This window comes from Bacillota bacterium (assembly GCA_012839765.1).
Taxonomy (GTDB): Bacteria; Bacillota; Limnochordia; order DUMW01; family DUMW01; genus DUMW01.
The window spans coordinates 15,353-41,498 of record DUMW01000022.1; the positions used below are offsets into that span (position 1 = coordinate 15,353).

At 56.3% G+C, this 26,146-nt stretch carries 24 protein-coding genes and 2 tRNA genes; all 26 read left to right on the plus strand.

Features of this window, described 5'->3' with window-relative positions; translation table 11 throughout:
- On the plus strand, positions 1 to 1,083 hold the full coding sequence (gene flhB, locus GXX57_02025) for a flagellar biosynthesis protein FlhB (protein HHV43434.1): 1,083 nt from the start codon (positions 1 to 3) through the stop codon (positions 1,081 to 1,083).
- Positions 1,084 to 1,115: 32 nt separating this feature from the next.
- Complete coding sequence (gene flhA, locus GXX57_02030) at positions 1,116 to 3,143, plus strand: flagellar biosynthesis protein FlhA (GenBank protein HHV43435.1); 2,028 nt, start codon at positions 1,116 to 1,118, stop codon at positions 3,141 to 3,143.
- A complete protein-coding gene (locus GXX57_02035; protein ID HHV43436.1) occupies positions 3,140 to 3,940 on the plus strand; it encodes a FliA/WhiG family RNA polymerase sigma factor in 801 nt (266 codons plus the stop codon). The genes flhA and GXX57_02035 overlap by 4 nt, the downstream gene beginning before the upstream one ends.
- The gene (locus GXX57_02040; protein HHV43437.1) at positions 3,941 to 4,681 is read left to right on the plus strand and encodes a flagellar hook-basal body protein; all 741 of its coding nucleotides are present in this window, start codon (positions 3,941 to 3,943) and stop codon (positions 4,679 to 4,681) included.
- 28 nt (positions 4,682 to 4,709) lie between these two features.
- Positions 4,710 to 5,498, plus strand: coding sequence for a flagellar basal-body rod protein FlgG (flgG, locus tag GXX57_02045; GenBank protein ID HHV43438.1), 789 nt, complete (start codon positions 4,710 to 4,712; stop codon positions 5,496 to 5,498).
- An 11-nt stretch (positions 5,499 to 5,509) separates the two neighbouring features.
- Positions 5,510 to 6,475, plus strand: a complete 966-nt coding sequence (flgA, locus tag GXX57_02050; GenBank protein ID HHV43439.1) for a flagellar basal body P-ring formation protein FlgA — start codon at positions 5,510 to 5,512, stop codon at positions 6,473 to 6,475.
- A gap of 2 nt (positions 6,476 to 6,477) precedes the next feature.
- Positions 6,478 to 7,044 (plus strand): flagellar basal body L-ring protein FlgH, encoded by a 567-nt coding sequence (locus tag GXX57_02055; GenBank protein HHV43440.1) that lies wholly within the window; start codon positions 6,478 to 6,480, stop codon positions 7,042 to 7,044.
- 12 nt (positions 7,045 to 7,056) lie between these two features.
- Positions 7,057 to 8,178: a flagellar basal body P-ring protein FlgI gene (locus GXX57_02060; GenBank protein ID HHV43441.1), complete on the plus strand. Its 1,122-nt coding sequence runs from the start codon at positions 7,057 to 7,059 to the stop codon at positions 8,176 to 8,178.
- Between the two features lie 12 nt (positions 8,179 to 8,190).
- A complete protein-coding gene (locus GXX57_02065) occupies positions 8,191 to 8,460 on the plus strand; it encodes a flagellar biosynthesis protein FlgJ (protein ID HHV43442.1) in 270 nt (89 codons plus the stop codon).
- Between the two features lie 23 nt (positions 8,461 to 8,483).
- The gene (locus tag GXX57_02070) at positions 8,484 to 9,449 is read left to right on the plus strand and encodes a flagellar motor switch protein FliM (protein ID HHV43443.1); all 966 of its coding nucleotides are present in this window, start codon (positions 8,484 to 8,486) and stop codon (positions 9,447 to 9,449) included.
- Entirely contained in the window at positions 9,442 to 10,377 is a 936-nt protein-coding gene (gene fliY, locus GXX57_02075) for a flagellar motor switch phosphatase FliY (protein ID HHV43444.1), read from the plus strand. The genes GXX57_02070 and fliY overlap by 8 nt, the downstream gene beginning before the upstream one ends.
- 281 nt (positions 10,378 to 10,658) lie before the next feature.
- A complete protein-coding gene (locus tag GXX57_02080) occupies positions 10,659 to 11,009 on the plus strand; it encodes a hypothetical protein (GenBank protein ID HHV43445.1) in 351 nt (116 codons plus the stop codon).
- Between the two features lie 417 nt (positions 11,010 to 11,426).
- Positions 11,427 to 12,614 (plus strand): cation:proton antiporter, encoded by a 1,188-nt coding sequence (locus GXX57_02085; protein ID HHV43446.1) that lies wholly within the window; start codon positions 11,427 to 11,429, stop codon positions 12,612 to 12,614.
- 75 nt (positions 12,615 to 12,689) lie between these two features.
- The gene (locus tag GXX57_02090; protein ID HHV43447.1) at positions 12,690 to 13,388 is read left to right on the plus strand and encodes an N-acetylmuramoyl-L-alanine amidase; all 699 of its coding nucleotides are present in this window, start codon (positions 12,690 to 12,692) and stop codon (positions 13,386 to 13,388) included.
- A gap of 365 nt (positions 13,389 to 13,753) precedes the next feature.
- Positions 13,754 to 14,014 carry a hypothetical protein gene (locus tag GXX57_02095; protein ID HHV43448.1) on the plus strand — a complete coding sequence of 87 codons (261 nt, stop codon included), beginning with the start codon at positions 13,754 to 13,756 and terminating at the stop codon, positions 14,012 to 14,014.
- Positions 14,015 to 14,192: 178 nt separating this feature from the next.
- Positions 14,193 to 15,416, plus strand: a complete 1,224-nt coding sequence (locus GXX57_02100; protein HHV43449.1) for a hypothetical protein — start codon at positions 14,193 to 14,195, stop codon at positions 15,414 to 15,416.
- A 187-nt stretch (positions 15,417 to 15,603) separates the two neighbouring features.
- Positions 15,604 to 17,259 carry a DUF3794 domain-containing protein gene (locus tag GXX57_02105; GenBank protein ID HHV43450.1) on the plus strand — a complete coding sequence of 552 codons (1,656 nt, stop codon included), beginning with the start codon at positions 15,604 to 15,606 and terminating at the stop codon, positions 17,257 to 17,259.
- A 183-nt stretch (positions 17,260 to 17,442) separates the two neighbouring features.
- The gene (locus GXX57_02110; GenBank protein HHV43451.1) at positions 17,443 to 18,579 is read left to right on the plus strand and encodes a D-alanyl-D-alanine carboxypeptidase; all 1,137 of its coding nucleotides are present in this window, start codon (positions 17,443 to 17,445) and stop codon (positions 18,577 to 18,579) included.
- Positions 18,518 to 19,441 (plus strand): 4-(cytidine 5'-diphospho)-2-C-methyl-D-erythritol kinase, encoded by a 924-nt coding sequence (locus GXX57_02115; protein HHV43452.1) that lies wholly within the window; start codon positions 18,518 to 18,520, stop codon positions 19,439 to 19,441. The genes GXX57_02110 and GXX57_02115 overlap by 62 nt, the downstream gene beginning before the upstream one ends.
- 18 nt (positions 19,442 to 19,459) lie before the next feature.
- The gene (locus GXX57_02120; GenBank protein ID HHV43453.1) at positions 19,460 to 20,269 is read left to right on the plus strand and encodes an NTP transferase domain-containing protein; all 810 of its coding nucleotides are present in this window, start codon (positions 19,460 to 19,462) and stop codon (positions 20,267 to 20,269) included.
- 160 nt (positions 20,270 to 20,429) lie between these two features.
- Positions 20,430 to 20,503, plus strand: a tRNA-Gln gene (locus GXX57_02125).
- Positions 20,504 to 20,619: 116 nt separating this feature from the next.
- Positions 20,620 to 22,056, plus strand: coding sequence for a bifunctional UDP-N-acetylglucosamine diphosphorylase/glucosamine-1-phosphate N-acetyltransferase GlmU (gene glmU, locus GXX57_02130; protein ID HHV43454.1), 1,437 nt, complete (start codon positions 20,620 to 20,622; stop codon positions 22,054 to 22,056).
- Positions 22,025 to 22,990, plus strand: coding sequence for a ribose-phosphate pyrophosphokinase (locus tag GXX57_02135; GenBank protein HHV43455.1), 966 nt, complete (start codon positions 22,025 to 22,027; stop codon positions 22,988 to 22,990). The genes glmU and GXX57_02135 overlap by 32 nt, the downstream gene beginning before the upstream one ends.
- 113 nt (positions 22,991 to 23,103) lie before the next feature.
- Positions 23,104 to 23,901 carry an AAA family ATPase gene (locus GXX57_02140; GenBank protein ID HHV43456.1) on the plus strand — a complete coding sequence of 266 codons (798 nt, stop codon included), beginning with the start codon at positions 23,104 to 23,106 and terminating at the stop codon, positions 23,899 to 23,901.
- Positions 23,902 to 24,000: 99 nt separating this feature from the next.
- Positions 24,001 to 24,075 (plus strand) — tRNA-Arg (locus tag GXX57_02145).
- A gap of 891 nt (positions 24,076 to 24,966) precedes the next feature.
- On the plus strand, positions 24,967 to 26,103 hold the full coding sequence (locus GXX57_02150) for a glycerate kinase (protein HHV43457.1): 1,137 nt from the start codon (positions 24,967 to 24,969) through the stop codon (positions 26,101 to 26,103).
- Positions 26,104 to 26,146: the final 43 nt, after the last annotated feature.

Genomic DNA, 26,146 nt, shown 5'->3' on the forward strand with positions numbered 1-26,146 from the left:
ATGGCACCCTTGCGGTGGGATTTGCAGCTGTTTGCGGAGAAAACGGAACAGCCGACGGAGAAGAAAAAACGGGATACCCGGAAAAAGGGTCATGTGGCCAAAAGTCAAGAGTTAAGCGTGGCCGCCAGTGTCCTGGTCCTTTTTGCTGGTTTTCATCTATGGGGAGATCACCTGGGGCGGGGGGTGTACCAGTTTTTCCACCGATGGCTGTTTACCCTGGGGGATCAAAGGGTAGATGCGGCCAGTGTTGGTGCTTTGGCCGAGACTACAGTGCAGGGTTTGGTGTCCATGTTGCTACCGGTCTTCTTGGTGAGTCTGTGTACAGGGATTGCGGTCCAGTTGGTGCAGGTGGGGTTTATGTATAACCCCGGGGGATTGGCTCCGAAGCTGGAGCGGATTAACCCCGTGGAAGGCTTCAAACGGATCTTTTCCAAACGGGCCTTGATCCAGTTGATCAAATCCCTCGCCAAGTTGATCCTTTTGGCCGCGGTGGCCTTTGTGCAGATTAGAAGGGATTACCCCCTGTTTGTGGCGAGCATGGGTAAGCCCTTGGAACAGAATCTGGTCTTCTTTGGCCAGTGGGTGTTAAAGCTTGGGGTACGTCTGGGCTGGATTCTGGTGGCCCTAGCCCTGCTGGACTATGCCTACCAGCGGTGGGAATTCACCCAGAACCTGAAGATGACCAAAGAGGAAGTGAAGGAAGAACTGAAACAGACCGAGGGGGATCCCGTGGTGCGGGCCAGCATCCGCCGCAGGATGCGGGAGTTGGGCACCCGCCGAATGATGCAGATGGTGCCCCATGCCGATGTGGTCATCACCAACCCCACCCATATTGCGGTGGCTCTGCTTTATGACCTCAAGCAGCGGCCTGCTCCGGTGGTGGTGGCCAAGGGCAAGGGTCATGTGGCGGAAAAGATCAAGCAAATCGCCAAGAAGCACGATGTGTACATTATGGAGAATCCGCCTTTGGCCCGGGCGTTGTACCAGTCGGTAGAGGTCAATCACATGATCCCCGAGGAGCTGTTCCAGGCGGTGGCCGAGGTGTTGGCCTTTGTCTATCGGCTGAAGGGTAAGGTTTTGTAGGGAGGAATGGGCAAGTGAACGGGAAGAAGGGGCTGCGGGATTACCAAGATGTGATCATGATGGTGGGGATCGTGGGGATCGTTGTAATGATGGTGATCCCTTTACCACCCGCTGTCCTTGATCTGCTCTTGGCGGGGAATATCAGCTTTGCGGTGGTGCTGTTGCTAATCAGCATGAATGTGAAACGGCCCTTGGACTTCTCCGCCTTTCCCCCGGTGTTGTTGGTGGCTACCCTCTTTCGCCTGGCCCTCAATGTCTCCTCCACCCGGCTGATTCTCCTCAGGGGCTATGCCGGGGAGATCATCAATGCCTTTGGGAACTTCGTGGTGGGGGGTAACTATGTCGTAGGTTTTGTGGTGTTCTTGATTCTGGTGATTATTCAGTTCATCGTGATCACCAAGGGTGCCGAACGGGTGGCGGAAGTGGCGGCTCGCTTTACGTTGGATGCCATGCCCGGCAAGCAGATGAGTATCGATGCGGACCTCAATGCGGGTCTCATTGGGGAGGACGAGGCCAGAAGACGCCGGGAAGAGGTGGCCCGGGAAGCGGACTTCTACGGAGCCATGGACGGAGCCAGCAAGTTTGTGAAGGGTGACGCCATCGCCGGCATCGTGATTACCTTTATCAACGTTGTCGGTGGGCTGATCATCGGTGTGGTCCAGGGGGGCCTGACGGTGGACCAGGCCATTAAGAAGTATACCTTGCTTACGGTGGGAGACGGATTGGTCAGCCAGGTGCCCGCCCTGCTCATCGCCACCGCCACCGGTATGATCGTTACCCGCAGTGTCTCCACGGGCAACCTGGGTGAGGTGGTTATCGGGCAGGTGGGCGGGCAGCCCAAGGCCATGGGAATCGCCGCGGGAGTGCTTTTGGCCTTCAGCTTGGTGCCCGGCATGCCCTTTGTGCCCTTCATGGTGTTGGGGCTGATGTTGGGGTTCTTGGCTTATCAGATGACTAATATGGCTAGGCAGGAAGAGGAGCAAAAGCAGCAGGAACTGGCCCAGGAGCAACTCCAGCGGGCGGAAATCGTCACCCCAGAGGACGTGCTGGACATGATCAAGGTGGATCCCCTGGAACTGGAAATTGGCTACGGACTAGTGGTCCTCACCGACGAACAGCAGGGTGGCGATCTGTTGGGCCGGTTTGGGGCCGTCCGGAAGCAATGTGCCTTGGAGCTGGGTATGGTGGTTCCCATGATCCGGATCCGGGACAATGTACAATTGGGGGCCCATGAATATGTAATCAAAATCTACGGGGCCAAGGTGGCCGGAGGCGAACTTCGTCCCCAGCGGTTCCTGGCCCTCTGCGGGGGGCCGGTGGAGCTAGCTGGGGAACAGGTGAAGGATCCCACCTTTGGGATGCCCGCGGTGTGGATCGAAGAGGACCAGCGGGAAGAAGCCGAAGCGTTGGGTTGTACTGTGGTGGATGCTTCCACGGTACTGGTAACCCACGTCACCCAGGTGATCAAGGATCATGCCCATGAATTGATCAGCCGCAGTGACGTACAAAAACTGCTGAACAGTGTCAAGGAGGAGCATGGGCCCTTGGTGGAAGAACTGGTGCCTGGTCTTTTGAATGTGGGACAAGTCCAAGGGGTACTGAAGAATCTGCTGCGGGAAGGGATCAGTATTCGCAACCTGGTGGGTATCTTGGAGGCCATGGCGGATCATGCCGCCACCGCCGATTCCCTGGAGACTTTGACGGAACTGGTGCGTCAGTCCTTGGCCCGGCAGATTACCGACACCTACGTGGGCCCCGATGGGATCCTGCGGGTGATACGGTTAGATCCCGCCTTGGAAGAGGTCCTCCGGGAGGAGGCCCAGGAGGGAGGCACCGTGGATTCCCAGTTTGTCCACCGGCTGATGCACCGCCTCATGCAGGAGATCCAGAAGCTAGCCGCCGGAGGTTATCCCCCGGTGGTGCTGACTTCGCCGATGGTCCGACGGACCTTCCGGCGGATCATCGAACCGATGGTTCCCCAGCTGGTGGTCCTCTCCTTTGGGGAGGTTGACCCCCGGGCCCAGTTGGAAGTGGTGGGGATGGTCAAACTTGAAGGTTGAAAGGCAAGGAAGTGATTGGCATGTTTGCGAGGGAACACATCGAAGCATACAAGGTGCAAAGTCCGCGGGAGCGGCAGAAGGAACAACTTATTGAAGAGCATCTCCCCCTGGTACGCCGGATCGCAGAACGGTTGGCTATCGGCCTGCCCAGCCACATGCAGGTTGACGATCTAGTCAGCTACGGCTACTTGGGCTTGTTGGAAGCTGCGGACCGGTACGATCCCAGTCACGGCGTGCTGTTTTCCACCTTCGCCTCCAAGCGGATCCGCGGGGCCATGCTGGACGGGATCCGCTCGGAAGATTGGCTGCCCGATAGCCTCCGGCGGAAGATTAAGGCCATGGAGCGGGCCTATACCCAGCTGGACAACCAATACGGTCGTCAGGCCACCGATGAGGAAGTGGCCAAGTTCCTAAAGATCGATCTGGATCAACTGTATGATCTTCAGAAGAAGGCCGCTTCCACCATGATGCTGTCGTTGGAAGCTATGATCAATTCCCCCGACGGGGACGGAGGTCCCCTGGCCGATGTGATCCCGGACCAGCAAGCGGCCAATCCCCAGGAGGAACTGATCGAAGAGGAGCTAAACCAGCGTTTGGCCCAGGCCATCAGCACCCTTCCCGAAAGGGACCAGATGATCTTGTCTTTGTATTACTACGAAGAGCTGACGGTGAGTGAAATCGGCGAGGTCCTTGGGATCTCCAAAGGGAGAGTGTCCCAATTGCATACCAGAGCCATTATGAGGCTTAAAGAACTGCTTAGTGATGAGGAGTGCACGCTGGGAGGGGAGGTGTGTTAGATGATCCGTGGTCTTTATACGGTGGCCAGTGCCATGGTCTTGGGGGATGTGCAGATGAATGTACTGGCCCACAACCTGGCCAACGCGTCCACCGACGGTTTTCACCGGCAACTGTTGATCCAGCAGGGCAGCCTGGGCCAAGCGGTCCATCGGAATGATGGCACCCGTACCACCTATATCGGCGATCTGCCCACGGGAGTGGTGGCCCAGGAGCTCTTCGTGGACACTAGCCAGGGTTCCCTGGTGGACACCGGCCACAGTCTGGATTTTGCCCTGGAAGGGGAGGGGTTCTTTGTGGTCCAAACTCCCCGGGGCCTGCGTTACACCCGCTGTGGAGCCTTCACCCTTACCGCGGAGGGGTTGCTGGTTACCAAGCAAGGTTACCGGGTCCAAGGGGAGCAGGGGGATATTTACCTGGAACCGGGTACCTTCCAGGTGAGCACCGCGGGGGAGATCACCCAGGGGGACGACCTAGTGGCCCGCCTGCAGATTGTGCGTATTCCCCCTGGGGACTTGCAGCCGGAGGGTCATGGCCTTTATGCCACCGGTGCCTCAGAACGGGTAACTTGGGCCCAGGACTACATGGTGGTTCAGGGGTCTTTAGAACAGACCAACGTTAGTGTCATTGAGGAAATGGTGAAGATGATCAGTGCCGTGCGGGCCTATGAGACGGCCCAGCGGATGATCACCGCCCAGGATGAAGTCTTAGGACATGCAGTGGAAATTGGAAAGGTATCTTAAGAAATCAATTTATAGGAGGTAATGCCCTATGATGCGCTCATTATGGATTGCCGGTTCAGGAATGACTGCCCAGGAGCTGAGTATTGCCACCATCGCCAATAACCTGGCCAACGTGAACACCACCGGCTTCAAGAAGGCCCGTGTGGACTTCCAGGACCTGCTGTACCAGACGGTGCGGTACGGTGGAACCCCGGTGGTTCAGGGGGCCCAGATCCCTACAGGCATCCAGGTGGGTCATGGTGTGCGGCCGGTGGCCACCCAGAAGATCTTCACCCAAGGGGACTACCAACAGACCGATAACCCCTTGGATCTGGTGATTGAAGGCGAAGGCTTCTTCCAGGTCACCTTGCCCGACGGTTCCACCGCCTACACCCGGGACGGAGCCTTCAAGGTGGACAGCAATGGTCTGTTGGTGACCTCCGACGGCTTTGTGCTGGAGCCGGAGATCCAGATTCCCGCCAACGCCCTGGATATCTCCGTCAGCACCGACGGGACCGTCTCTGTGCTGACCTCCGATGATGGGGTACCGGTGGAAGTGGGGCAAATCACCCTGGTACGGTTCATGAACGCGGCGGGCTTGCGGAACATTGGCCGGAACCTCTTCAAGCAGACTCCCGCCTCCGGTGAGCCCATCTATGGTACTGCGGGACTTGATGGCTTTGGGACCATCGCCCAGGGGTACCTGGAAATGTCCAATGTGAAGGTAGTAGAGGAAATGGTGGCCATGATCACCGCCCAGCGGGCGTATGAGGTGAACTCTAAGGCCATCCAGGCCTCTGATGAGATGCTGCAGACCGCAAACAACTTAAGAAGATAAGGTGAATACCCATGGTACGGATCTTTCCCCTGATTCTCCTGTTAGTGCTCCTTAACGGCTTGCCGGCGACGGCGGGCCAGATCCGCATTGAGATCGCAGAACAGGTGGAAGTATCCGGCAGCAAGATTTACCTTGGGGACATTGCGGAGATAGGGGGAGCGGACCCGGAAACACTGGCCCTCCTGCGGGCGGTGTACCTCGGGGAAGCCCCCCTTCCGGGCCAGCGCCGGACCATGACCCTGAGTCTGCTGCGAATGCGTCTGCAGCAGGCTAAGCTTCCCCTGGGGGAGCTGGAGCTTGTGGTACCGTCCACCTTTCAGGTGACCACCCGGTCCCAGCTTTTGGCAGGGGAACAGCTTCTGGGACTTGCCCAAAGGGTGCTGCAGGAGGCCTTAGCCCCCTATCCAAAGGCCCAGTGGGAACTGAGTAGTGCCGTGACGGATCTGTCTTTGCCCGCAGGGGAGGTGCAGTTGGTCCCTGCCGGACTGCCTTCTTTGGCCCGGACCATGGGGGTGCCCGTGGATATTCTCATCGACGGGGTCATGTACCGACGGGTGGTGGTTTCCTTCCGGGTGACTTTACCCGTGTCGGTGGTGGCGGTGGCGGATTTTCACTCCAAACACGAGGTATTGGAGCCCGAACGCTTGGTGTTGGTGGAACGGGATTATTTCACCCTGCCGGGGATGCCCTTCGAAGGCTTGGAAGACCTGGTGGGAATGCGGGTGAAGCGCTGGGTCACCCCAGGGACGGTGCTCACCAGGGAGCTGGTGGAGCCCATTCCCGAAGTGGTGGCCAACCAAGTGGTGACCCTGGAAAGCATCTATGGTAATGTGCGGGCCGTAACCCAAGTGTTGTCTTTACAGGATGGTTACATTGGTGATTGGATTGAGGTGGCAAATCCCCAGTCGGGGCGGGTGATCATTGCGGAGGTGGTGGGTCCCGGCCGGGTGGTGTCCATTATGGTAAAGGGGGTATGACGATGCGAAAGGCGCGCCTTGCTAGTGCCATGATTCTTGTTTGGTTGTTCGTCTTTTCCCAGGTGAGCCATGCTTCCTTCTTTGCCGGTTTGCTCCGGGATCGTAAGGCCTACAAGGAAGGGGATTTGGTGACGATTGTGGTGGTGGAACAGGCCCAGGCTACCCAGACGGCCTCCACCCAATCGGGGAAGGAGGGTTCCGTGGGGATCGGTCCGGGATTGGGCCTGTTGGATTTTATCCCCCTGCTGCGGGCCAGCGGCGGCGATGATCTGAGCAGTCGGGGGACCACCTCTCGGGGTAGTTCCCTGCAGACGAAGATTACTGCCCAGATTGTGGAACGCCTGCCCAACGGCAATTTTGTAATTGAAGGGAAGCATTCCTTCACCTTGAACGGGGAAAATCAGCAGATTTACATCCGGGGCGTGGTCCGTCCCGATGATATCGATGGGAATAATCAGGTTTTGTCTACCCAGATCGCCGATGCGGAGATCAGCTACGAGGGGTTCGGCGTAGTGGGAGACAAACAAAAACCAGGGATTCTAACGAGGCTGTTTCAGTGGCTGTTCTAACAGGAGGGATTTGTGTTGAAGCTGCTTGCCATCTTGTGTAGTTTGTGCCTACTGTTCAATGCCGGTTTCATCGAGGCCGCCGATTCCCCAGGCCCCACCGTGCGGCTGAAGGACATTTTGCGGGTGGAAGGGGTTCATCCCCAGCAGTTGGTGGGGGTGGGCTTGGTGACCGGTCTGGCCGGTACCGGGGATTCCAACCGAAGCCCCACTTCCGAAGTGTTGAGCAACCTGCTCAAAAGTTTTGGCATCTCCGCGGATGCTGTACCTAGCCGCAACGCGGCCCTGGTGATGGTCACCGCCGAGCTACCCCCCTTTAGTCGCCCGGGGGACCGGATTGATGTCACCGTGTCCTCCATCGGTGATGCCCGGAGTTTGGCCGGCGGCATTCTGTTTTTGACACCCCTGATGGGGGATGATGAAGAGGTTTACGTTTATGCCCAGGGGCCTGTCTCCGTCGGCGGCTTTTCCGCCACGGGACCCACAGCTTCCGTGGCCCGGAACCATCCCACGGTGGGGGTTGTCCCCGGTGGGGGTCTGGTGCAGGTTCCCGGTGCCACACCACAGCTAGATGCAGGAGGATACTTGATTCTGGTATTGAATAATGAGAATGCTGATTTTACCACCGCCGCTCGGGTAGCGGAGGTCTTGAACCGGACCTTCACCCCCGACACGGCCCTGGCCCTGGATCAAAGCCGCATTGCGGTGATTATCCCGCCGGCCTACGAGGATTACCGGATCGTGGACTTCATCTCGGACCTGGGGCAGCTGGAGGTCAACCCCGACAGCGTGGCTAAAGTGGTGGTGGATGAGCGCACCGGTATTGTGGTGGTCGGTGAACATGTGCGGATCGCGCCAGTGGCGGTGGCCGCCGGCAACCTGCAGGTGACCATCCAGACCGAGTACGGGGTGGTGCAGCCGCCGGCCTTCTCCGATGGGGAGACGGTGGTGGTACCAGACACCCAGATTACGGCCACCGAAGCCCAGAGTCAGATGACGGTGCTGCAATCGGGAAGCACCATCCAGGATGTGGTGGCGGCGCTGAACGGTCTGGGTGCCAGTCCCCGGGATATTATCGCCATTTTGCAGGCGATCAAGGCCGCCGGGGCTTTGTACGGCCAGCTGGAGATTCGCTAAGGGGGATGGACGATGGAGATTCGTGCTGTTTCCGCGGGGTTGAGGAATGAAGAGGCTACTCAGCTGAAAAAGGCCTGCCAGGAGTTTGAGGCCATGTTCTATCGTCTGCTCCTTAAGGAAATGCGCAAAACCATTCCGGAGGGCGGCCTGATCAACCGTGGGTTGTCCATGGAGATCTATGAGACCTGGCTTGATGAGCGCCTGGCCGATGAATTTGCCCTCCGAGGCGATTTGGGGATCGGACGGGCCTTGTATGCCCAGTTGAGCGGCTTACTCAGGTAGTTTGACGCAAAGGGGACAGTGTTGTGAGTGAAGTATTAAGTCAGAAGGAAATCGATGAACTAATTGGTCAGCTATCGGAAGGGACTGTGGCGGAACGGCTCCCCGATGTGGTGCCCTACAACTTCAAACAGCCCAACAAATTCTCCAAGGACTTGATTCGTAGTATCGAGCGGATCTTTGACCAATTGAGCAGGAGCCTGAGTAGCAGCCTGTCCATGCTGATCCGTACCCGGGTTACCTGCCGGGTGGTGTCAGTGGAGCAGTTGAGTAACGATGAGTTTCTGCGGTCCATTCCGAATCCCTGTATCGTGGCCGCCTTCGAAATCGATCCTTTGCCCGGTGTCGCGATGATGGAGATGGGTATTGACATCGGCCTGGTCCTGTTTGATATCCTCTGTGGGGGACCAGGGGAAGCGGTGGATCAGCGCACTGAACCCACAGATATTCAGCTGCGGGTCCTGCGCTACCTGATCAATACGATTCTGCAGCGGGATTTCCCCAATGCGTGGCGGGACGTTGTGAATATGCAGCCGGCTCTGCAGAGTATTGAGACCAACAGTGAATATTTGCAGCTAAACGCACCGGAGGAAATGGGGATCTTAGCCTCCCTGGCAGTGCAGGCCGGTCACCATGAGGGGATCCTGAACTTTTTTATGGGTTATAGCAGTCTGGAGGGGATCATTCCCCGCCTGCAGCGGGGATACCGGGGAGAGACCCGCAGTGTTTCCTCCGTGGAAGCGAAGGATTTAGAATCAACGGAACTGGCCAACGTGCGGGTACCGGTGGAATTGGAGTTAGGGCAGGCGCGCCTTACCTTGGCCGAAGTGAAGGCCTTGGAGAAGGGTGACGTCATTTTGCTGGGCGATCTTGATCAACCATCCCTTGTACGCATTGCCGGCCTGCCCAAGTTCCTGGCGGTACCGGGAGTATATAAAAGGCGGCTGGCCGGTAAGATTATTGGCATATGGGAAGGGGAAACCGATGAATAGGTACGAAATAACGGACCAACACAGGGACATATTGGGAGAAATCGGGAATATTGCTATGGGATCTGCCGCCACGGCCCTGTCGCAGATCCTCCAGGAAGAAGTGTTGATCACCACCCCCGATGTGGAGCTGGTGAATCTCGCTGAGCTGGAGGAACAGTTTCCCATACCTTGTTTGGTCTGTGAGATCAATTACGTTGCGGGACTGACCGGTTCCAACATCTTGATCCTCAAGCAGGAGGATGCTCGACTGATTGCTTCCCTCATGATCGGCGAGGAGGTTTCCGAGGACTTGGAAAATGACGAGCTGGCCCTCAGCGCCTTGGGGGAAGCGATGAACCAGATGATGGGCTCCGCTGCCACTGCCATGTCCCAGTTCTTTTCTACAAGGGTGGTGATCTCGCCCCCGGCGGTGCAGGTGAACATGGTGCGGGGCGGGAGTGGCTTCTTTGCAAACTTTAGCAGTGATCACAGCGTGGTGCGGATCCGGTTTGAGATGACCATTGGTGATCTTTTGGCCAGTACCATGGTTATGGTGATTCCCATCGAGTCCGCCATGGCCATGACCGATGAATTGTTGGGGGGGTTAGGGGAGGAAGCTAGTCCGGAACCGCCACCCCAGAAACCAGAGGTTCCAGAACCCAAGCCGGTGGAGCCGGTGAGATTCTTTGCCGAAGAAGAGGAGCAGAAATCAGAAACCCAGTTCGACTTCCAGGTGTTAAAGGATACTACGCTGAATGTGAAGGTGGTCCTGGGGCGGACAGAGATGACCATGGCCCAGATTCTGGCCCTGAGTAAAGGTTCCATTGTGGAACTGGATCGCCTGGAGGGCGAACCCGCGGAGATCTTGATCAACGGTAAAAGGGTGGCCTGGGGCGAAGTGGTGGTGGCCGGCGAACAGTTGGGTGTGCGCATTACAGAATTTGTCTAATATCCGAATCAGGGCGCGCCTGCGCCCTGAATTTGGCCCCTGTGTTGCTTCTTGTCTTCCTCTTGTTTTACCTCCCTGCCACGCTACTGGGCATTGGACAAATCCTGTAAGTTTAATTGTATGTCTGAAGGGCAAAGGGTGGGGGAGAGTGGTACCCCGCGATGGAATGTGATATACTAACGTTGTTATGCTGGTGGTAGCGGAAGTTGCCGGTGGTTTTTCCGTGTTCTTACAGGGTCCTTGGTTTACAGGGGACAAATAGGGCAAAGGGAGGCATTTTTATGCAAGTGCTTTTCATCACGCTTTCCCGAACTGATGTGTTGCACGATATCCTAAGCGATTTCGTGGAGGCCGGCATCAAGGGTGCGACGGTCTTTAACACCCACGGCTTAAGTGAGCTGATCCCTGAGCGATTGCCTCTGTTCGGAAGACTAAGCCACCTCACCGCCGGAGCGCCAAAGGAACATCGGACGATCATGACGGTGATCGAGGAACAGCAAGTAGAAGAAGCCATCCGGATCGTGGAAAACTACGTCGGGGACCTGGATGAACCGGACACCGCGGTGGCCTTCACCGTGCCTGTACTTTTCGCGAAGGGGCTGAGCGGTCACGAATGGCACGAGCAGGAATAGGAGAGTAGGTCTACTTTCCCCCAAAGCTTACGACAGGTATGGTGTCCAGTGGTGGGATTCTCTCTCCTGTGCCGACTATGTCCCGACAGAACGATTTTTCCGCCGCTGTTTTATACTCCCCAATAAAAAGAACGGCCTGGATAGACATCTGAGCTGTGCTTGTCCAGCGGAAGTTCGCGGGCCGTAGCCGACTAGTGAATTTGCCAATCCTGGTTTCAGGTTGCCAGGTTCATCGTCAATGGAAACAACCCATGCTTCCTTTCCATTCCTAGCATCAACCTGATAGACACTTCTTAGGGTTACTACGCCTGTATATTTGTATAAATATACATGTGTGTTTATCTATGTCTTGGTGTGTGTCAGACGAAGCCGATTACTATGTCTGAAATCATATAGAAAGATGGAGTTGAGGTCTTGATGTTGGCAGCTGCAGGTGTATTGATGATCTTGGCCCTCTTTGGGGGTAAATTGGTCAACAGGGTCCATCTACCCAGCATCACCGGTTGGGTTATTGTCGGACTGTTGCTGGGTCCTTCGTGTCTGCGGGTGCTCACCCCTGAAATTACGGAGCTGCTCCAGCCCATTGAGGGGCTGGCCCTGGCGGTAATTGCCCTGGCCATTGGCGGCGAGTTGACGGTGCGCTCTCTAAAGAAGCTGGGCAATGCGATCATTACCATCACTTGGGTGCAGATGCTGGTCACCTTTGGGTTAGTCACCTTGGGCACGTACCTGGCCTGTGGTTCCTGGGCCCTGGCCGCATTACTGGGGGCTATGTCTGCGGCCACGGCACCCGCGGCCACCGTAGCGGTGATCCATGAGTTGAAGGCCAAGGGGCCCTTTACTAGGACTTTGCTGGCGGTGGTGGCCCTGGATGACGCCTTCACCATTGTCCTTTTTGGTATAGTCATGAGCTTTGTGGAGACCGCCTTGGGCGGTTCTGCTTTGAACGTTAGTTCTCTGGCCGCTCCCTTCTTGGAGATTCTCCTGTCCACTTTGCTTGGTGTGGGCGCGGGTCTGTTGGGGGTGGTGGTTCTGGACCGACTGCAGCACCGGACCGAAGTGTTGCCCTTTGTGCTGGGCCTTGCCCTGTTGGTGGGGGGAGTGGCGGAACTTTTCGGCTTGTCTTTGCTGCTGGCGGCTATGGTGGCGGGCTCGGTCATCGCCAATCTCGGCAAAAGACCCCGGGTCATGTTTGAAGCCTTGGAGTCGGTGGAACAACCCATCTACATCCTCTTTTTCTCCCTGGCGGGGGCTAAACTCCAGCTCGGTGCCTTGGGTGCAGTGGGCCTGCTTGGGATCAGTTATGTTCTGGCCCGCAGCTTCGGGAAAATACTGGGTAATTACCTGGGAGCCTGGCTTGCCAAATCCCCCGAGGCGGTGCGCAAGTACTTGGGATATGCTATGCTGCCCCAGGCCGGTGTGGCTATTGGTTTGGCTATTGTGGCCTTCGAACGGCTGCCTCAGTATGCTGATGTGATCATGACCACCACCTTGGCGGCAGTATTCATTTATGAGCTCATTGGTCCCCTAGCGGCCAAGTATGCCTTGGTTAAGGCCGGAGAGGTGCCTCAACGGGCAGAACCGGAGGTTACTTCCACCCCATAGAAGGATTTCTCCTCCCGCTTTTTGTAAACGGCGCATATAGTGATATGAGAGCCGTTTGACGCTAGGAGGTAACCTATGGGAGGAGAGCGCAACCTTGTGATTGTAAATGGCTATTGGCTGCCCGAATCCGGAGTGGAACTGATTGATAACAACGTGTATGTGGAGATTGGGCTGTTGGCTGCAAGCCTCGGTATCAACTACCAAAAAGAAGAGAAAGGATACATCCTCAGCCGCATCGAGCCGGCCCTGTTCGGTAGAATAATCGCTATTGATCCTGCCCACGGCGGAGCGGACTACGGAGTGGTGGGACCCAATGGGGTGCTGGAGAAGGATGTGAATCTGGATGTGGCCCTGCGCCTGTCCATCATGTTGGAGTTGGCCGGGGGGACCGTAGTCCTCACCCGCAAGACCGATTCCGCGGTGACACCGGAGGCCCGACAATCCACGCTCCTGGAGGCAGGGGTGGAGTGTTTGATCATCATCCATCAAAGTGATGCCCCGGGCATCCGGGGGTACCACCGGGGGGATCTGGAATCCCACCGCTTTGCCTCCGCCATGCATCAAGAGCTTGTTTCTGACCTTCAGCTTAGGGATCTGGGGCTTCATGTAGCCACCATGGACCTTCTGCACCTGATCCCAGTACCCGGGGCCATTGTGGAAACCATGTCCTTAGCCGATGCCTCCACAGAGAAGATGACCACTTGCATCCGAAAGCGACAGCAGGCAGCCGCAGCCCTCTACCGGGGCATCCGTGCTTTCTTCGAAGGGATCTAGTCTGTTTCCCTCCTGTCCCTTGCCGTTAGCTCCTACGGTGGAGGAATGGGAGGGAGACCCTCGGGCCCGGGGTTTACACAATCACTGGTAAAGGGTCATAAACGGGGACAAGCCCTGGTTTTCCTGTGACCTCCCATTTGGAAAAAGCCATTTTTCCCCTTTGGCAAGTGGAACAGTGGTTCTTCTGTGTGAAATTCTTCGGTACTTACGGGGATAGAGCGGCACAATCGTAAGGTTTTTCAATAATAATTGGGCACTTGCTTCTTGACAGTCTGCTTGTCTATGTGATACATTATCTAGTTTATTGACATGGGGCACCACCTGTGGTATCATATAGGGGACTACGTGGAGAAGAAGGTGATCAAGTGACAGCAAAGGTTAACTCTCTTCAGGCAATTCGCCATGATTTGCAGAACTACGTAGGAAAGCCCATTCGATTGAGAGCTAACCGGGGACGTAAAAAGATCCTGGAAGCGGAAGGTATTCTGGAGAAGACTTATCCTAATCTGTTTGTGATTCGCTTGGAAGATGGCAGTCCTGTGCAACGGATGTCCTACACCTATGCCGATGTTCTCACGGAGACCGTAGAGCTTAAGTACCTCGATCGGAGAATTGGCGTCAGCTGATTCTTGGCCGTTCTTAGTGTTTTCCTCCTCTTGTTGTGCCCTGGGGTGAAGTTTGCCCCGCAGGGGCGTGGGCTAGCGTGCCCGTGTTTTCATGACCGTGTTTCCCAAATCCAACAAGCATTCTTAGCGGAGTCGGTGAATATATACAGACATAGACCAACCTTTTGGGGAGATGGCTATGTCTTGGATACAGAGAGAGCCCGGCCGGCGCATCCTGAAAGAGGGGATGCGGGGGACCGATGTGGTTTGGCTCCAGGAGCAGCTGATCCAATGGGGTTATGCCCTTAATGGGGTCGATGGACATTATGGTCCCTTGACCGCTGGAGCTGTGAAGGAACTCCAACGGGATTTTAAACTCAGGGCCGATGGGATCGCTGGGCCCATGGTGTTCTCCCTGTTAAAATCACCACCTCCCTTTCATATCCATACTATTACCCAGGATGTGACCTTAGGCAGTATCGCGCGGCAATGGGGAATCGGGATCGTCGGGCTGAAGGAGACTAATCGCCGCGTGACCCGCGCCGGCCTTTACCGAGGCCGTAGGCTGATTATCCCTTGCCGCCATATACTGACCTATGGGGATCCCGTTGGGCCTCGTCTGCTCAGCCGACTGACGGAAAACGCCCCGCAGATTACGGGTTTGCTTCTGCCGGTTTCCTCTGGTGAAAAACCGAAGGAAGAACTCTTGCGCCTTGCCCTAGACCAGGATCTTGGGGTCTATCTGCAACTTTGCATCGATGAGCAGTTTCCTCTTTTTGTGCGGTGGCGACGGCGCAAGGAGCTTCTGCAGGAGATCTCCCGGCTTTGTCATCGGACGATGGCTAGGGCCGTGTTAGTTGATTCCTTGTCCAACCCCAGGTTCTTTATCCTTTCCTTCCTAGGCCGCCTACGGCAGGTCCTGAACGAAAGACAACGTCAACTGATGGTTACATACACCCACCGCCGGAAAGGGCCGGTGTTTACGGGTTTAGCCCAGGGTGATTGGGTGGTACTCCAGCTTCCCCAGGAGGGATCCGCCCCTGGGCTGCCCCCCTGGTCCCTTTTGCGGGCAGGGATCCTGCGTCTTCGCCAACTGGTGCCTCCCTGGCGCATCCTCCTTAGCTTGCCCCTTTGCGGTTGGCGATACGACCCCGACACACAAAGGACAGAACCCATCAGCCACTGGGAAGGTTTGGAGCTGCTACGCAAGGCCCGCAGCAAGCCCGGCTTTTCCGAGGAGTTCAAGGCCATGGAGTTTTCCTATGGCGCGGTCCAAGTGTGGCTGCCCACCGACTCTACCCTGGCCCACTGGCTGTGGCTGGTGAACCGGTATAATCTCGGAGGTGTTGTCCTTACGGGTGTGGGACTGGAGGATGGTCGCCTGTGGCGGAATTTTAAACAGCATTTCTTAATTCATAAATGACCCCGCGGACAAATATATTTAAGTATCCAACCCCGGAGCGATTCCGTGGCAAGTTTGGGTTGCAACGTGCATATAGTTAACTGAATGGTCAAGCTTCGACAGGGAGGGGAATGCCGTGGGTTGCAAGGCAACGACTCGCATACTTACACTGGAGGAAATAATCGGTACGAGTGTGGAGGAATTTAGGTTGGACGGCATGCTGGTGATTGGGGAGGACAGTCCCAGCGCCGAGGAGATCGTCTATTGCCGGGTGGAACCGAAGCTAACCCAGGTGAATGTAGCCAAGGACGCGGAGGGGGTGGAGGTCCGCGGGGTTGTAGACGTTTCCTGTGTTTACGTGGGCCGGAACAGCCCCGAGGCAGAGGCCGCGTTCACCAGCGTGCGGTGGGAGCAGGCCCTTACCTTTCACCGGGTAATTGAGATCCCGGGCACCGAGGACACCATGCTTCCCTACGGGGAGGTCTGTGTCACCGGGATGAGTCAGGAACTACAGCCCGATGGGCGAACGGTGGATATCCACTTGGATCTGCGAGTAGATGCCAAGGTTACCGCCCTGCGCCGTCCCACCATCATCGAAGAGGTGTTGGTGACGGAGCCGGAGAAGGCCAAAGTGGATAAAGAACAGGTGCGGGTGGACGAAGTGATGGAACAGCTGAAGGCGGAGGTCCAGGCCCAAGGCACCTATGTCCTGGAGGAGGGTCAGCCCGCGGTGGGCCGGGTCCTGTCCTACAGCGCCGTCCCCAGGGTCAACAGCACTAGCCTTGACGGGGACTGGGTGGTGGTGGACGGGGACGTGGAGTATAAGGTGATCTACGTGGTGGAGGAGGAGCAAAGGTCCGAGGATGCGGCCCCGGTGGAGACCACCCTCGAGGAAGAGCTCTATAACAGTGAGTGGGCCCAGTGGCAGCAGGAGACCGCCCCTATTGCGGTGCAGGAAAAGGTGGCGGTGGTGACCTTCCGGGGGGTATCGCCCTTCGTCTGTCGGATGGAGGCCCGGCACACCAAGGAAGGGATGCGTTTTCATCCCCAAGTTACCCTGCGGGACCTTACGGTACAGGGCGAAGGCCGGGAGCTTGCGGTGTCCTGTAAACTTGAGTTGCAGGGCAACACCATCCACCGGCACAAGGTGACTTTGGTGAAGGATGTGGTTTCCAGCCAAGGGCGGGAGGTGTCGGTGCGGAAGGAGTTTATCCCCGTCACCGAAGTGGGCAGCGAGGGTCTGGCCCGGCGGAAGGCGGAACTGACGGTGGATATCCCGGAAGGAAAGCCTGCGGTGGAGCAGATCCTAGATATGACCGCCAAGGTTTGGACCGAAGACTACCAGGTGTTGGAGGATAGGGTCCTGGTGGAGGTGGGGGTGTTCTTGGAAGCCTGGTACACGCCCCATGACGGGGGAGGTTACGCCCCGATGCAGATGGCCAGCTGGAATGTGGAGAACCAGGTGACCATGGCCATTGAGTTGCCGGTGAACGACACCACCATGCATCCGGACCTAGAGCTTTCGGTGGAGTCCGTTGATTGGGATTTGGTCACCCGGGGTCAGATCGAGGTGAGCTTGATCATCCAAGCCAACTGTACCCTGAAGAACCACGGGGAACGGGAAGTGGCTGTGGAGTTGGTGCTGGTGGAGCCCGAAGAGGACCGGCCGCCTTCCTATCGCTTTGTCATTGTGCAGCCGGGGGACACCCTGTGGAAACTAGCGGCCAAATACCGGACCACGGTCCAAAGGATCATCGAAGCTAACCAGTGGCTGTTGGAGCAGCAGAATCTAGACGACCTGCAGCAGGGTTGGAAGCTTTTGATTCCCACCGAGAAAGTGAGCGAACTACGGCCCATCTCCTAGAACCGAAGAACAGCAGTTTTCTTGAAGACCCCAATTTCAGCGGGGTCTTTTTTCATGGTGTTTGGTCGGTGGTTTTCGGACCATTGCCAATGCCCAAGGATTACAAGCAGGAAAACTGTCCAGGGAGGCGAAATGTAGAATATACATTGATGAGTTATCTTGCATCTTTTGGAGGCTTTTAGCATGCGGAAGCACTTCGCCTTATTTCTCATTGTCATGATCCTCTGTGCAAACTTCGGTTTGCTTTATGCCCAAGATTTCGATTTGCCCGCCCGGGCGGCGATCCTAATGGACGCGTCTACGGGGCAGATTCTCTTTGCTAAGAATGAACATGAGCCCATGCCGCCGGCCAGCATCGTGAAGCTGATGACTACTTTGCTGGTGTTAGAGGCCTTGGAAAGCGGCCGGGCCAGCCTGGATGACATGGTGGTCACTAGCCACTATGCCAGCAGTATCGAAGGTTCCAAGGTTTTCCTGGCACCGGGGGAGACCCATTCCCTGGAGAAGATGATGCAGGCCATCGTGATTTACTCCGGCAATGACGCCACGGTGGCGGTGGCCGAGTATCTGGCGGGGACCGAGTCCAATTTCGTACGCTTGATGAACGAGCGGGCCAAGGAGCTGGGGATGCACAACACCCATTTCATCGATTCCAACGGTTTGCCCATCGGAGAAATGGATAACTACAGTACCGCCTACGACATCGCCCTTTTGAGCCGGGAAGTGGTGAAGTATCCTAAGGCTTTGGAGTGGGCTTCTACGGAGTTTGCCATCTTCCGGGAACAGCCTCGGTTTGACATGCCGAACCGGAATCGATTGATCAGACTCTACCCCCATGCCGATGGATTGAAGACCGGGTATACTAGTGCCGCAGGATATTGTCTAGTGGGTACCGCACAGAAGGGCGATTTGCGCTTAATTTCCGTGGTGTTGGGTGCCGAAAGCGATGATGATCGGGTACAGCAGACCATCCGACTGCTGGACTATGGATTTAGTTATGACTATCGTGATGTGGTGACCCAGGGGAAACTGCTGGGTCAGGTGGAAGTGATCGACGGCGTCAAGACCAAAGTGGACGTTGTGGCCGCGGAAGACGTGCGGTTGTTGGCCTCCCGGGGTGAACGGGATCCCTTCGGTCTGCACGTGGTTACCGATGAGTCGGTGCAGGCACCCATCGAGAAGGGACAAGTGGTGGGTACCTTGGAGATTACCTATCGGGGAGAGAAGGTCAAGGAGATCCCTGTGCTGGCCGCCGAAGATGTGGCGCGGGCCGGATTCTTCACCCGCCTGTGGCGTACCATCTTGGGTTGGTTTAAGTAGAACCGGAGTGGGTGATTTGCAGGCAGTTTCGTTAAAGGCCTATGCCAAGATCAATTTGGCCCTGGATGTGCTCCGACGCCGGGAAGATGGTTATCACGAGATCCGCTCTGTGGTGCAGACAATCAGCCTGGCCGATGATCTGCGGTTGATTCTGAAGGACTCCCCGGAAATCCAGCTGGTTTGTACTGGGGATGTGCCCCGGGATGAGCGTAACCTAGCCTACAGGGCAGCTCGCTTGTTACAGGAAGAGACGCAAATCCCTAAGGGAGTGCGGATCGAGCTGGAGAAAACCATCCCTGTGGGGGCGGGCCTTGGGGGTGGCAGTGCCGATGCCGCCGCGGTGGTTAAGGGCCTGAACGATTTGTGGGAATTAGGATTATCCGAAAGGGAAATGCTCAGGATATGTGCCCGGTTGGGTTCCGACGTACCCTTTTGTCTTTTGGGCGGTACCGCCTTGATGCAGGGCCGGGGGGAAGTGGTGGAACCCTTGCCGCGCCTGGGAGAACTGTGGTTGGTGTTGGTGCGTCCCCGGGTACAGGTGAGTACGGCCCAGGTGTATCGGGCGTGGAGCCAGTTTCCACCGGGACAGCCCATGGTGGACCGGATGCTGGAGGCAATTCGCTTAAGGACCCCAATGGCCATTGCCCAAAGCCTGGGCAATATGCTGGAGCCGGTGGCCAGCTGCTTGTTTCCGGAGGTTGCCCAGGTAAAGTGGTTTCTGGGGAACCATACCCTGGGGGCGGTGATGTCCGGCAGTGGTCCTACGGTCTTCGGGATCGTGGAGAGTGAAGAGGAAGCCAGGGACCTGGAGGAACGAATAAAGAGCCATCCTTGGGATGTTTTTGTGGTCCGAACGGTGTGATGGAACGGAGGTAAGAGCATGGGGGGTACAGTTTCCAATCTCGAGCGGGTAGATGCGGTGGTCTTGGCCGGAGCACCCAATGATGGTCCCCTGCAGGAGGTCAGTGATCTGCCCTATGAAGCCCTCATCCCGATGGCAGGCCGGCCCATGGTCTGCTATGTGGTGGATGCCTTGGAGGAAGCCCCACAGATCGGCCGGATTGTGGTGGTGGGCCCCCAGGAAGTCCGGTCGGTCCTGCGCCCCAGCACTGAAATGGTGGTCAGTGCCGGTAGCCTCGTGGACAACATTCAGGCCGGCTTGGCATACCTGGCACCCACCCGCCCCGTATTGGTGGTGACTTCGGACATACCCTTGATTACGGCGGAGGCCATTGAGGATTTTATCCATCGCTGTAAGCAGGTAGAGGCGGATCTGTACTATCCCATCGTGAGTAAGGAGGTCAATGAGCTGCATTACCCGAAGGTCCAGCGCACCTATGTCACTTTAAAGGACGGTACTTTCACCGGGGGCAATATGGTGCTTTTGCAGCCGGAGATCCTGGCCAAGTGCGAAGAGATTATCAGTCGGGCCGTGGGCATGCGGAAGAAGCCGGTCCAGTTATCCCGGATGCTGGGCTTGCGGTTCATCATCCGTTACCTGCTGAAGAGGCTGGAGATGGCGGAGATCGAAGACCGGGCCGGGATGATCTTGGGCTTTTCCGGGAAAGGTATCGTTTCTCCTTACCCTGAAGTAGGCATTGACGTAGACAAACCTAGTGATTATCACCTGGTGCAGGACAAACTCCTGGAACGGCAGGAGGCCCAACGGGTCCGGACCAATCACAATTAGGGCTAAGGTTTGTGTCGGCAAGGAGCCGGAACAGGGCAGGTGTTTTGGTCTGTCCTGTGGAGCTTTTTGGTTTTTCCCTATGGCGCCGGAGAGTTGACAGTCCGAGGTTTTTTTGATATAGTAAGACACGCCGATAGCAAAAACCTTCTTTTTTCATCGCTGGGGCGTAGCCAAGCGGCAAGGCAAGTGGCTTTGGACCACTCATCCCTGGTTCGAATCCAGGCGCCCCAGCCATTTTTTTATTCCCCCATCCACCATTCTTTTTCACCGGACGATCACTAGATACACGCAGGAAACCCTATTTACGACGTCGAATAGGTAGACCGAAACTAACTACAAGGTGTGATGTTATGTCCGGGATAGCCGCCATCGTGTTAGCTGCGGGCCTAGGGACGAGGATGAAATCATCAATGCCCAAGGCTTTGCATCCCGTGTGTGGCGCGCCGATGATCCGCCATGTGCTCAACGCCCTGGGGGGCTTAGAGGATCCCCAGATCGTGATCGTGGTGGGCCATCGGGGGGAAGAGGTGCGCCAAGCCCTAGGGTCCCAATATACCTACGCTCATCAGGCAGAACAATTGGGTACGGGCCACGCCGTGCTGCGAGCCGAGGAAGCCCTGCGAGATTTCACTGGGACTGTGGTGGTGCTGTACGGAGATACACCCCTGCTAAGACAGGAGACTGTGTCCAAGCTGGTGGCAGAACACAAGGCCACCGGTGCCGTGGCTACAGTACTGACGGCAAAGGTGGACTCTCCCCATGGTTATGGGCGCATTCTCCGGGATCCGGCGGGGGATTTTGTTGGTATCGTGGAGGAAAAGGATGCTACAGAAAGTCAACGTCTGATTGACGAGATCAATACGGGCATGTACTGCTTCGAGAAAGAAGACCTCTTTAGAAGCCTACAACTGATTTCGCCAAAGAACCAGCAGGGGGAGTACTATCTCACCGACGTATTTGCCCATTTTCAGGGCAAGATCCATACTGTGCGCCTGGAGGATCCCACCGAGGCCTTTGGCGTGAATGATCGGGTGCAGCTGGCCATCGCCCAAAAGAAGCTGGGTCAAAGGATAAAGGAACACTGGATGCGGGAAGGGGTTACCATCGTGGATCCCGATCAGACCATCATTGATGTGGGAGTGGAAATCGGGCTGGACACCGTAATCGCCCCCTATACCCTCCTGACCGGCACCACCCGAATTGGTGCCAACTGCGTCATCGGCCCCTTTAGCAGGATTCAGGATGCGGTCATCGAAGACAATGTGGTGGTCGATAGTTCGGTGATCGTGGGGAGCACCATCCACCGCGAGAGCACCATCGGTCCCTTCACCCATATCAGGCCTGGTTGTCATGTGGGTCCCCATGGGAAAGCAGGGTCCTACGTGGAGTTGAAGAACACGCGGGTTGGTCAGAATAGTAAAGTGCCCCATTTAAGCTACGTAGGTGATACAATTATTGGTGAGGGGGTAAACATCGGAGCCGGGACCATTACCTGCAACTACGACGGTATACAGAAGCACCAGACGCTTATCGATGATCGGTCCTTCGTGGGTAGCAATACCAGTTTGGTCGCCCCGGTGCATATCCATGAAGGGGCTTTCGTCGCCGCGGGTTCAACCATCACCTCCGATGTACCCAAGGAGGCTCTGGCTGTAGGCAGAGCAAGACAAAGAAACATCGAAGGATGGGTTTCCCGAAGGAAGTTGAGGCTGGCGGGAAGTCCAGGAGAGGAAATATGCAAGGATAAAAAGGGAGATGTGGCCAAGGGTGGAGACAAAGACCTTTGACAAGAAGATTAAGATTATCGCGGGAACGGCCAATCCCATGCTTGCCCAGGAAATCGCAGATTACTTGGGAATTCCATTGTTGGATTGCAAGATTAACCGTTTTCGGGACGGAGAGGTCAACCTGAGGATCAACGAGACAGTACGGGGCGCTGAAGTCTATATCGTTCAACCAACGGGTTCTCCCGCTGCGGAAAATTTGATGGAGTTGTTGATTATCATCGACGCTTGCCGGCGGGCTTCCGCCAAGGAAGTGGCCGCGGTAATTCCCTACTACGGTTATGCCCGGCAAGACCGTAAGACCCAACCGCGGGATCCCATCTGCGCGAAATTGGTGGCTAATTTGCTGACCGCCGCAGGTGCGGATCGGGTGTTGACCATGGATCTCCATGCCGGACAGATCCAGGGCTTCTTTGATATCCCTGTGGACAACCTATTGGCGCTGCCGATTATCACCAAGTACTTGATGAGCAAGAACCTGAAAGATGTGGTCGTGGTATCCCCCGATGTGGGTGGAGTCGGGCGCGCCCGGGAGCTAGCTCATAGGCTCGATGGTGATCTGGCTATCGTGGACAAACGGCGTCCCAAGCCGAATGTGGCCGAGGCTATGCACCTCATTGGTGATGTGGAAGGGAAAGTGGCCATCCTGATTGATGATATTATCGATACCGGCGGGACCATTGTGCAGGCGGCAAACCTGCTGCTCAAGAAGGGGGCCAAGGAAGTCTACGCCTGTTGTTCTCATCCTGTCTTTTCTCCTCCCGCTGCAGAACGATTGGCCGAGTCAGGGATCAAGGAAGTAATCGTTACCAACTCGATTCCCCTGAGTGAAGAAAAAAGACCGGAGAACTTGGTTGTCCTTTCGGTGGCACCGTTGTTTGGCGAGGCCATCCGGCGGATTTATCTGGAACAGTCCGTAAGCCGTCTGTTCTCTTAAAGATTTTCGATGTTGTGGCCGGGCAGTTTGTTAAGTCTTCGCCTGGGATCTGCTGGCGAAGACTTTCTTCGGGCCACAGTGGTAAGGGAATATCGTAGGTTGGGAGTAGTCTCATGGTCTATCTTCGGGAAGTGCGCCAGGTAGTGCCCCGGGGACGTGAAAAGGAGTATCCCTTTAAGGTCGCGGTGGAGAAGGTGCCTGCTTCCTTGGTCTTTCCCACCCCGGTGACCTTTTTTGTTGGTGAAAACGGATCCGGTAAATCCACTATTCTTGAGGCCATCGCTGCGGCGGTTCAGCTGCCCACCGTCGGTGGGGCTTCCATCCGCGATGACGAGACCTTGGCCAGTGCCCGGGAGTTGGCCAGACACCTTAAGTTGGCCTGGACCCGACGGACGCCCCGGGGCTTTTTCATGCGGGCAGAGGATTTTTTCAACTTTTCCCGACGCATGGCCCGCCTGGTCAAGGAGCTGGAGGCGGAGGCGGCCCAATATGAGGAGATCTTCAGTGGGTACGGATTGCACCTGGCTAAGGGTTCGATCCTGGCCCAACGGGAGGCCCTGGTTGAAAAATACGGAGAGAACTTAGATGCCAACTCCCATGGGGAGGCGGTATTGCACCTGCTTTTAGAGCGGATCGTCCCGGGAGGTCTTTATCTTCTTGATGAACCGGAGACGCCCTTTTCTCCCAATCGGCAACTGGCCTTATTGTCCCTGATCAAGGAAATGGCAGCGGAGGAAGACTGTCAGTTCGTTATCGCCACCCACTCCCCGATTCTCTTAGCTTTACCCGGTGCCACCATTTACAGCTTCGATCATGGTGCCATCAGTAGTGTGACCTATGAGGAGCTGGAACACGTCAACTTGACCCGGGACTTTCTGAATAATCCCGAGGCCTTCTTGCGGCATCTGTAACGGGGTTCTTTGGCTGGGAAAGCTTTCGTAACTTCTCCGGCCGGACGGTTGCAATTCTGGAAAGCCTCTGCTATAATACAACTACAATCAATTTTGCGTGCGCCTATAGCTCAGCGGATAGAGCACTGGCCTCCGGAGCCAGGAGCGCAGGTTCGAGTCCTGCTAGGCGCACCATTTTTTTGTCCTCCTATGGTGTCCCGCTGAGATTCTTTTACAGTGACCATAACCGAAAGAACCGCTCAAACACTGATTACATAATGGTCTGCGGTCTTTTTCCTTTGTCAGGAATATGTAGGGGAATCCCCTTTCTTTTTTTATCTTCCCAACACAGCCTAGCGGGGGATTTTGGCCGTTTCGAAGGTCCTAGCCTGTGGGTCCTTAACTTTTACAGCTATAGCCGGAAACAGAGGTCTCAAACCCTTGGTACGAAAGGGTTTGCAGACCTCTGGCCGTGTCGGAGTTATGTAGGGGAAACTGCATTTTTTGCCTTGCCCAGGATTTTTCCTGATGTCTCCTAGACGCAGAGGTTTCTTAGCAAAATCAATTCCTAGGGCTTGTCCAATAGTGTCTGAAAGGCAATCGATAATCTCTCGGCTGAATATCGATGTCCGGTCCTCTTCTGTAGGATCCGCTAAATGGCTAGGGCAATGAAACAGGTAAGGAAGTGGGTATTGATATGGTCTTCCACCGATACGTAGACCGGGTGGGTTTCTAGGATGTCTTTAGTAATCTTGGATGAGTCCTCAATTTGCCACAGACCACGATATGTATCTAATGATCTCCTCGGTGGGCATATCCAGCTTGTTGGTACCAGCCTGTAGGTCCGGAATGGGGTGGTTTTTTCTTTGCCTCTATTTTCCCTAGGGAAGTATATCTTTGGCGGAGGAGTGGGCTGTGGATATAGCGAAATGATCGAAGGAAGGGCACGCCCTGGATTACTACCGCGGGATGGTTTTTCTATTGTTTTTGGGCTATTGTGCACGATCCACGGGAAAGCGGTGGAGTTGCGCTGGGGATATGCGCTGGCACGCAAGGGTAAAGGAAGATGGCCGAGGAGGGAGTTTTGTGAAAATCGTCATTGCTACCGATTCCTTTAAGGGCAGTATTTCTGCGGAGGGAGCCTGTCGGCTGATCAAACAGGGGATGGAAGCCGTACTGGATGCGGAATATATTCCTGTGCCTATGGCCGATGGTGGAGAGGGCACGGTGGAGGCCATGGTGGCTGCTTTGCAGGGGGAGTTGAGGCAGGTGGAGGTCACAGGTCCCCTGGGGGAGAAGGTCCTCGCATCCTTTGGGTTGGTCCGGGACCGCAAAACCGCGATTATCGAGATGGCCGCAGCCTCCGGGTTGCCCTTGGTGCCGGAACCTTTGCGGAATCCCGAGGTGACCACCACCTATGGTACGGGGGAGTTGATCCGGGCTGCCTTGGAGCAAGGTTGTGAGGAGCTCATCATTGGCATCGGTGGTAGCGCGACCAATGACGGGGGAGCGGGCATGATCCAGGCCCTTGGCGGGCGTCTGTTGCGAGAGGATGGCAGTCCGATCCCGTGGGGAGGAGCGGGGCTTTTGGAGTTGGCCCGAATTGATCTTTCGGGTTTGGACCCCCGCTTGGAGCAGGTGCGATTGCAGGTGGCCTGCGATGTGGACAATCCTCTGTGTGGTCCCAAGGGCGCAGCCTACGTTTACGGGCCCCAGAAGGGAGCCACACCCCAGCAGGTGGAGCGACTGGATCGGGCCTTGGGTCATTACGCGGATGTGATCCAAAGGGAACTGGGCAAGGACGTCCGGCATATCCCTGGGGCGGGAGCCGCCGGCGGCCTAGGCGCAGGCTTTTTGGCCTTCACTAAGGCAAAGCTGCGGCCCGGGGTGGAGATCGTGATGGAGACTGTAGGTCTGGAGGAGCTCGTCAAAGACGCGGATCTGGTGATTACCGGTGAGGGTGCCATCGATGGTCAGAGCGTCCGGGGCAAAACCCCGGTGGGGGTCGCTAGGGTGGCGGCCAAGTACGGGTGTCCGGTGATTGCCATTGTGGGCTCGGTGGGACCCGGTAGCCACGAGGTCCATACCCAGGGGATTACCGCCTACTTCTCCCTGATCAACCGGCCCATGTCCCTGGCTACCGCCATGGCGGAAACCGAGGATTTGATCCTGGATTTGGCCAGTCAGATCGGACGTTTGGTGAAAGCCCTTGTCAGGCTGTAAATTTCTTCTGTTCTCGTCGATACTTGTGATATAATAACCGCAA

What these genes read in the sequence shown, in the direction of transcription:
- flhB (HHV43434.1), top strand. Translation starts at nt 1, where the DNA reads ATGGCACCCTTGCGGTGGGATTTGCAGCTGTTTGCGGAGAAAACGGAA.
- GXX57_02040 (HHV43437.1), top strand. Translation starts at nt 3,941, where the DNA reads ATGATCCGTGGTCTTTATACGGTGGCCAGTGCCATGGTCTTGGGGGAT.
- flgG (HHV43438.1), top strand. Translation starts at nt 4,710, where the DNA reads ATGATGCGCTCATTATGGATTGCCGGTTCAGGAATGACTGCCCAGGAG.
- flgA (HHV43439.1), top strand. Translation starts at nt 5,510, where the DNA reads ATGGTACGGATCTTTCCCCTGATTCTCCTGTTAGTGCTCCTTAACGGC.
- GXX57_02055 (HHV43440.1), top strand. Translation starts at nt 6,478, where the DNA reads ATGCGAAAGGCGCGCCTTGCTAGTGCCATGATTCTTGTTTGGTTGTTC.
- GXX57_02065 (HHV43442.1), top strand. Translation starts at nt 8,191, where the DNA reads ATGGAGATTCGTGCTGTTTCCGCGGGGTTGAGGAATGAAGAGGCTACT.
- fliY (HHV43444.1), top strand. Translation starts at nt 9,442, where the DNA reads ATGAATAGGTACGAAATAACGGACCAACACAGGGACATATTGGGAGAA.
- GXX57_02080 (HHV43445.1), top strand. Translation starts at nt 10,659, where the DNA reads ATGCAAGTGCTTTTCATCACGCTTTCCCGAACTGATGTGTTGCACGAT.
- GXX57_02085 (HHV43446.1), top strand. Translation starts at nt 11,427, where the DNA reads ATGTTGGCAGCTGCAGGTGTATTGATGATCTTGGCCCTCTTTGGGGGT.
- GXX57_02090 (HHV43447.1), top strand. Translation starts at nt 12,690, where the DNA reads ATGGGAGGAGAGCGCAACCTTGTGATTGTAAATGGCTATTGGCTGCCC.
- GXX57_02100 (HHV43449.1), top strand. Translation starts at nt 14,193, where the DNA reads ATGTCTTGGATACAGAGAGAGCCCGGCCGGCGCATCCTGAAAGAGGGG.
- GXX57_02110 (HHV43451.1), top strand. Translation starts at nt 17,443, where the DNA reads ATGCGGAAGCACTTCGCCTTATTTCTCATTGTCATGATCCTCTGTGCA.
- GXX57_02115 (HHV43452.1), top strand. Translation starts at nt 18,518, where the DNA reads ATGTGGCGCGGGCCGGATTCTTCACCCGCCTGTGGCGTACCATCTTGG.
- GXX57_02120 (HHV43453.1), top strand. Translation starts at nt 19,460, where the DNA reads ATGGGGGGTACAGTTTCCAATCTCGAGCGGGTAGATGCGGTGGTCTTG.
- glmU (HHV43454.1), top strand. Translation starts at nt 20,620, where the DNA reads ATGTCCGGGATAGCCGCCATCGTGTTAGCTGCGGGCCTAGGGACGAGG.
- GXX57_02135 (HHV43455.1), top strand. Translation starts at nt 22,025, where the DNA reads ATGTGGCCAAGGGTGGAGACAAAGACCTTTGACAAGAAGATTAAGATT.
- GXX57_02140 (HHV43456.1), top strand. Translation starts at nt 23,104, where the DNA reads ATGGTCTATCTTCGGGAAGTGCGCCAGGTAGTGCCCCGGGGACGTGAA.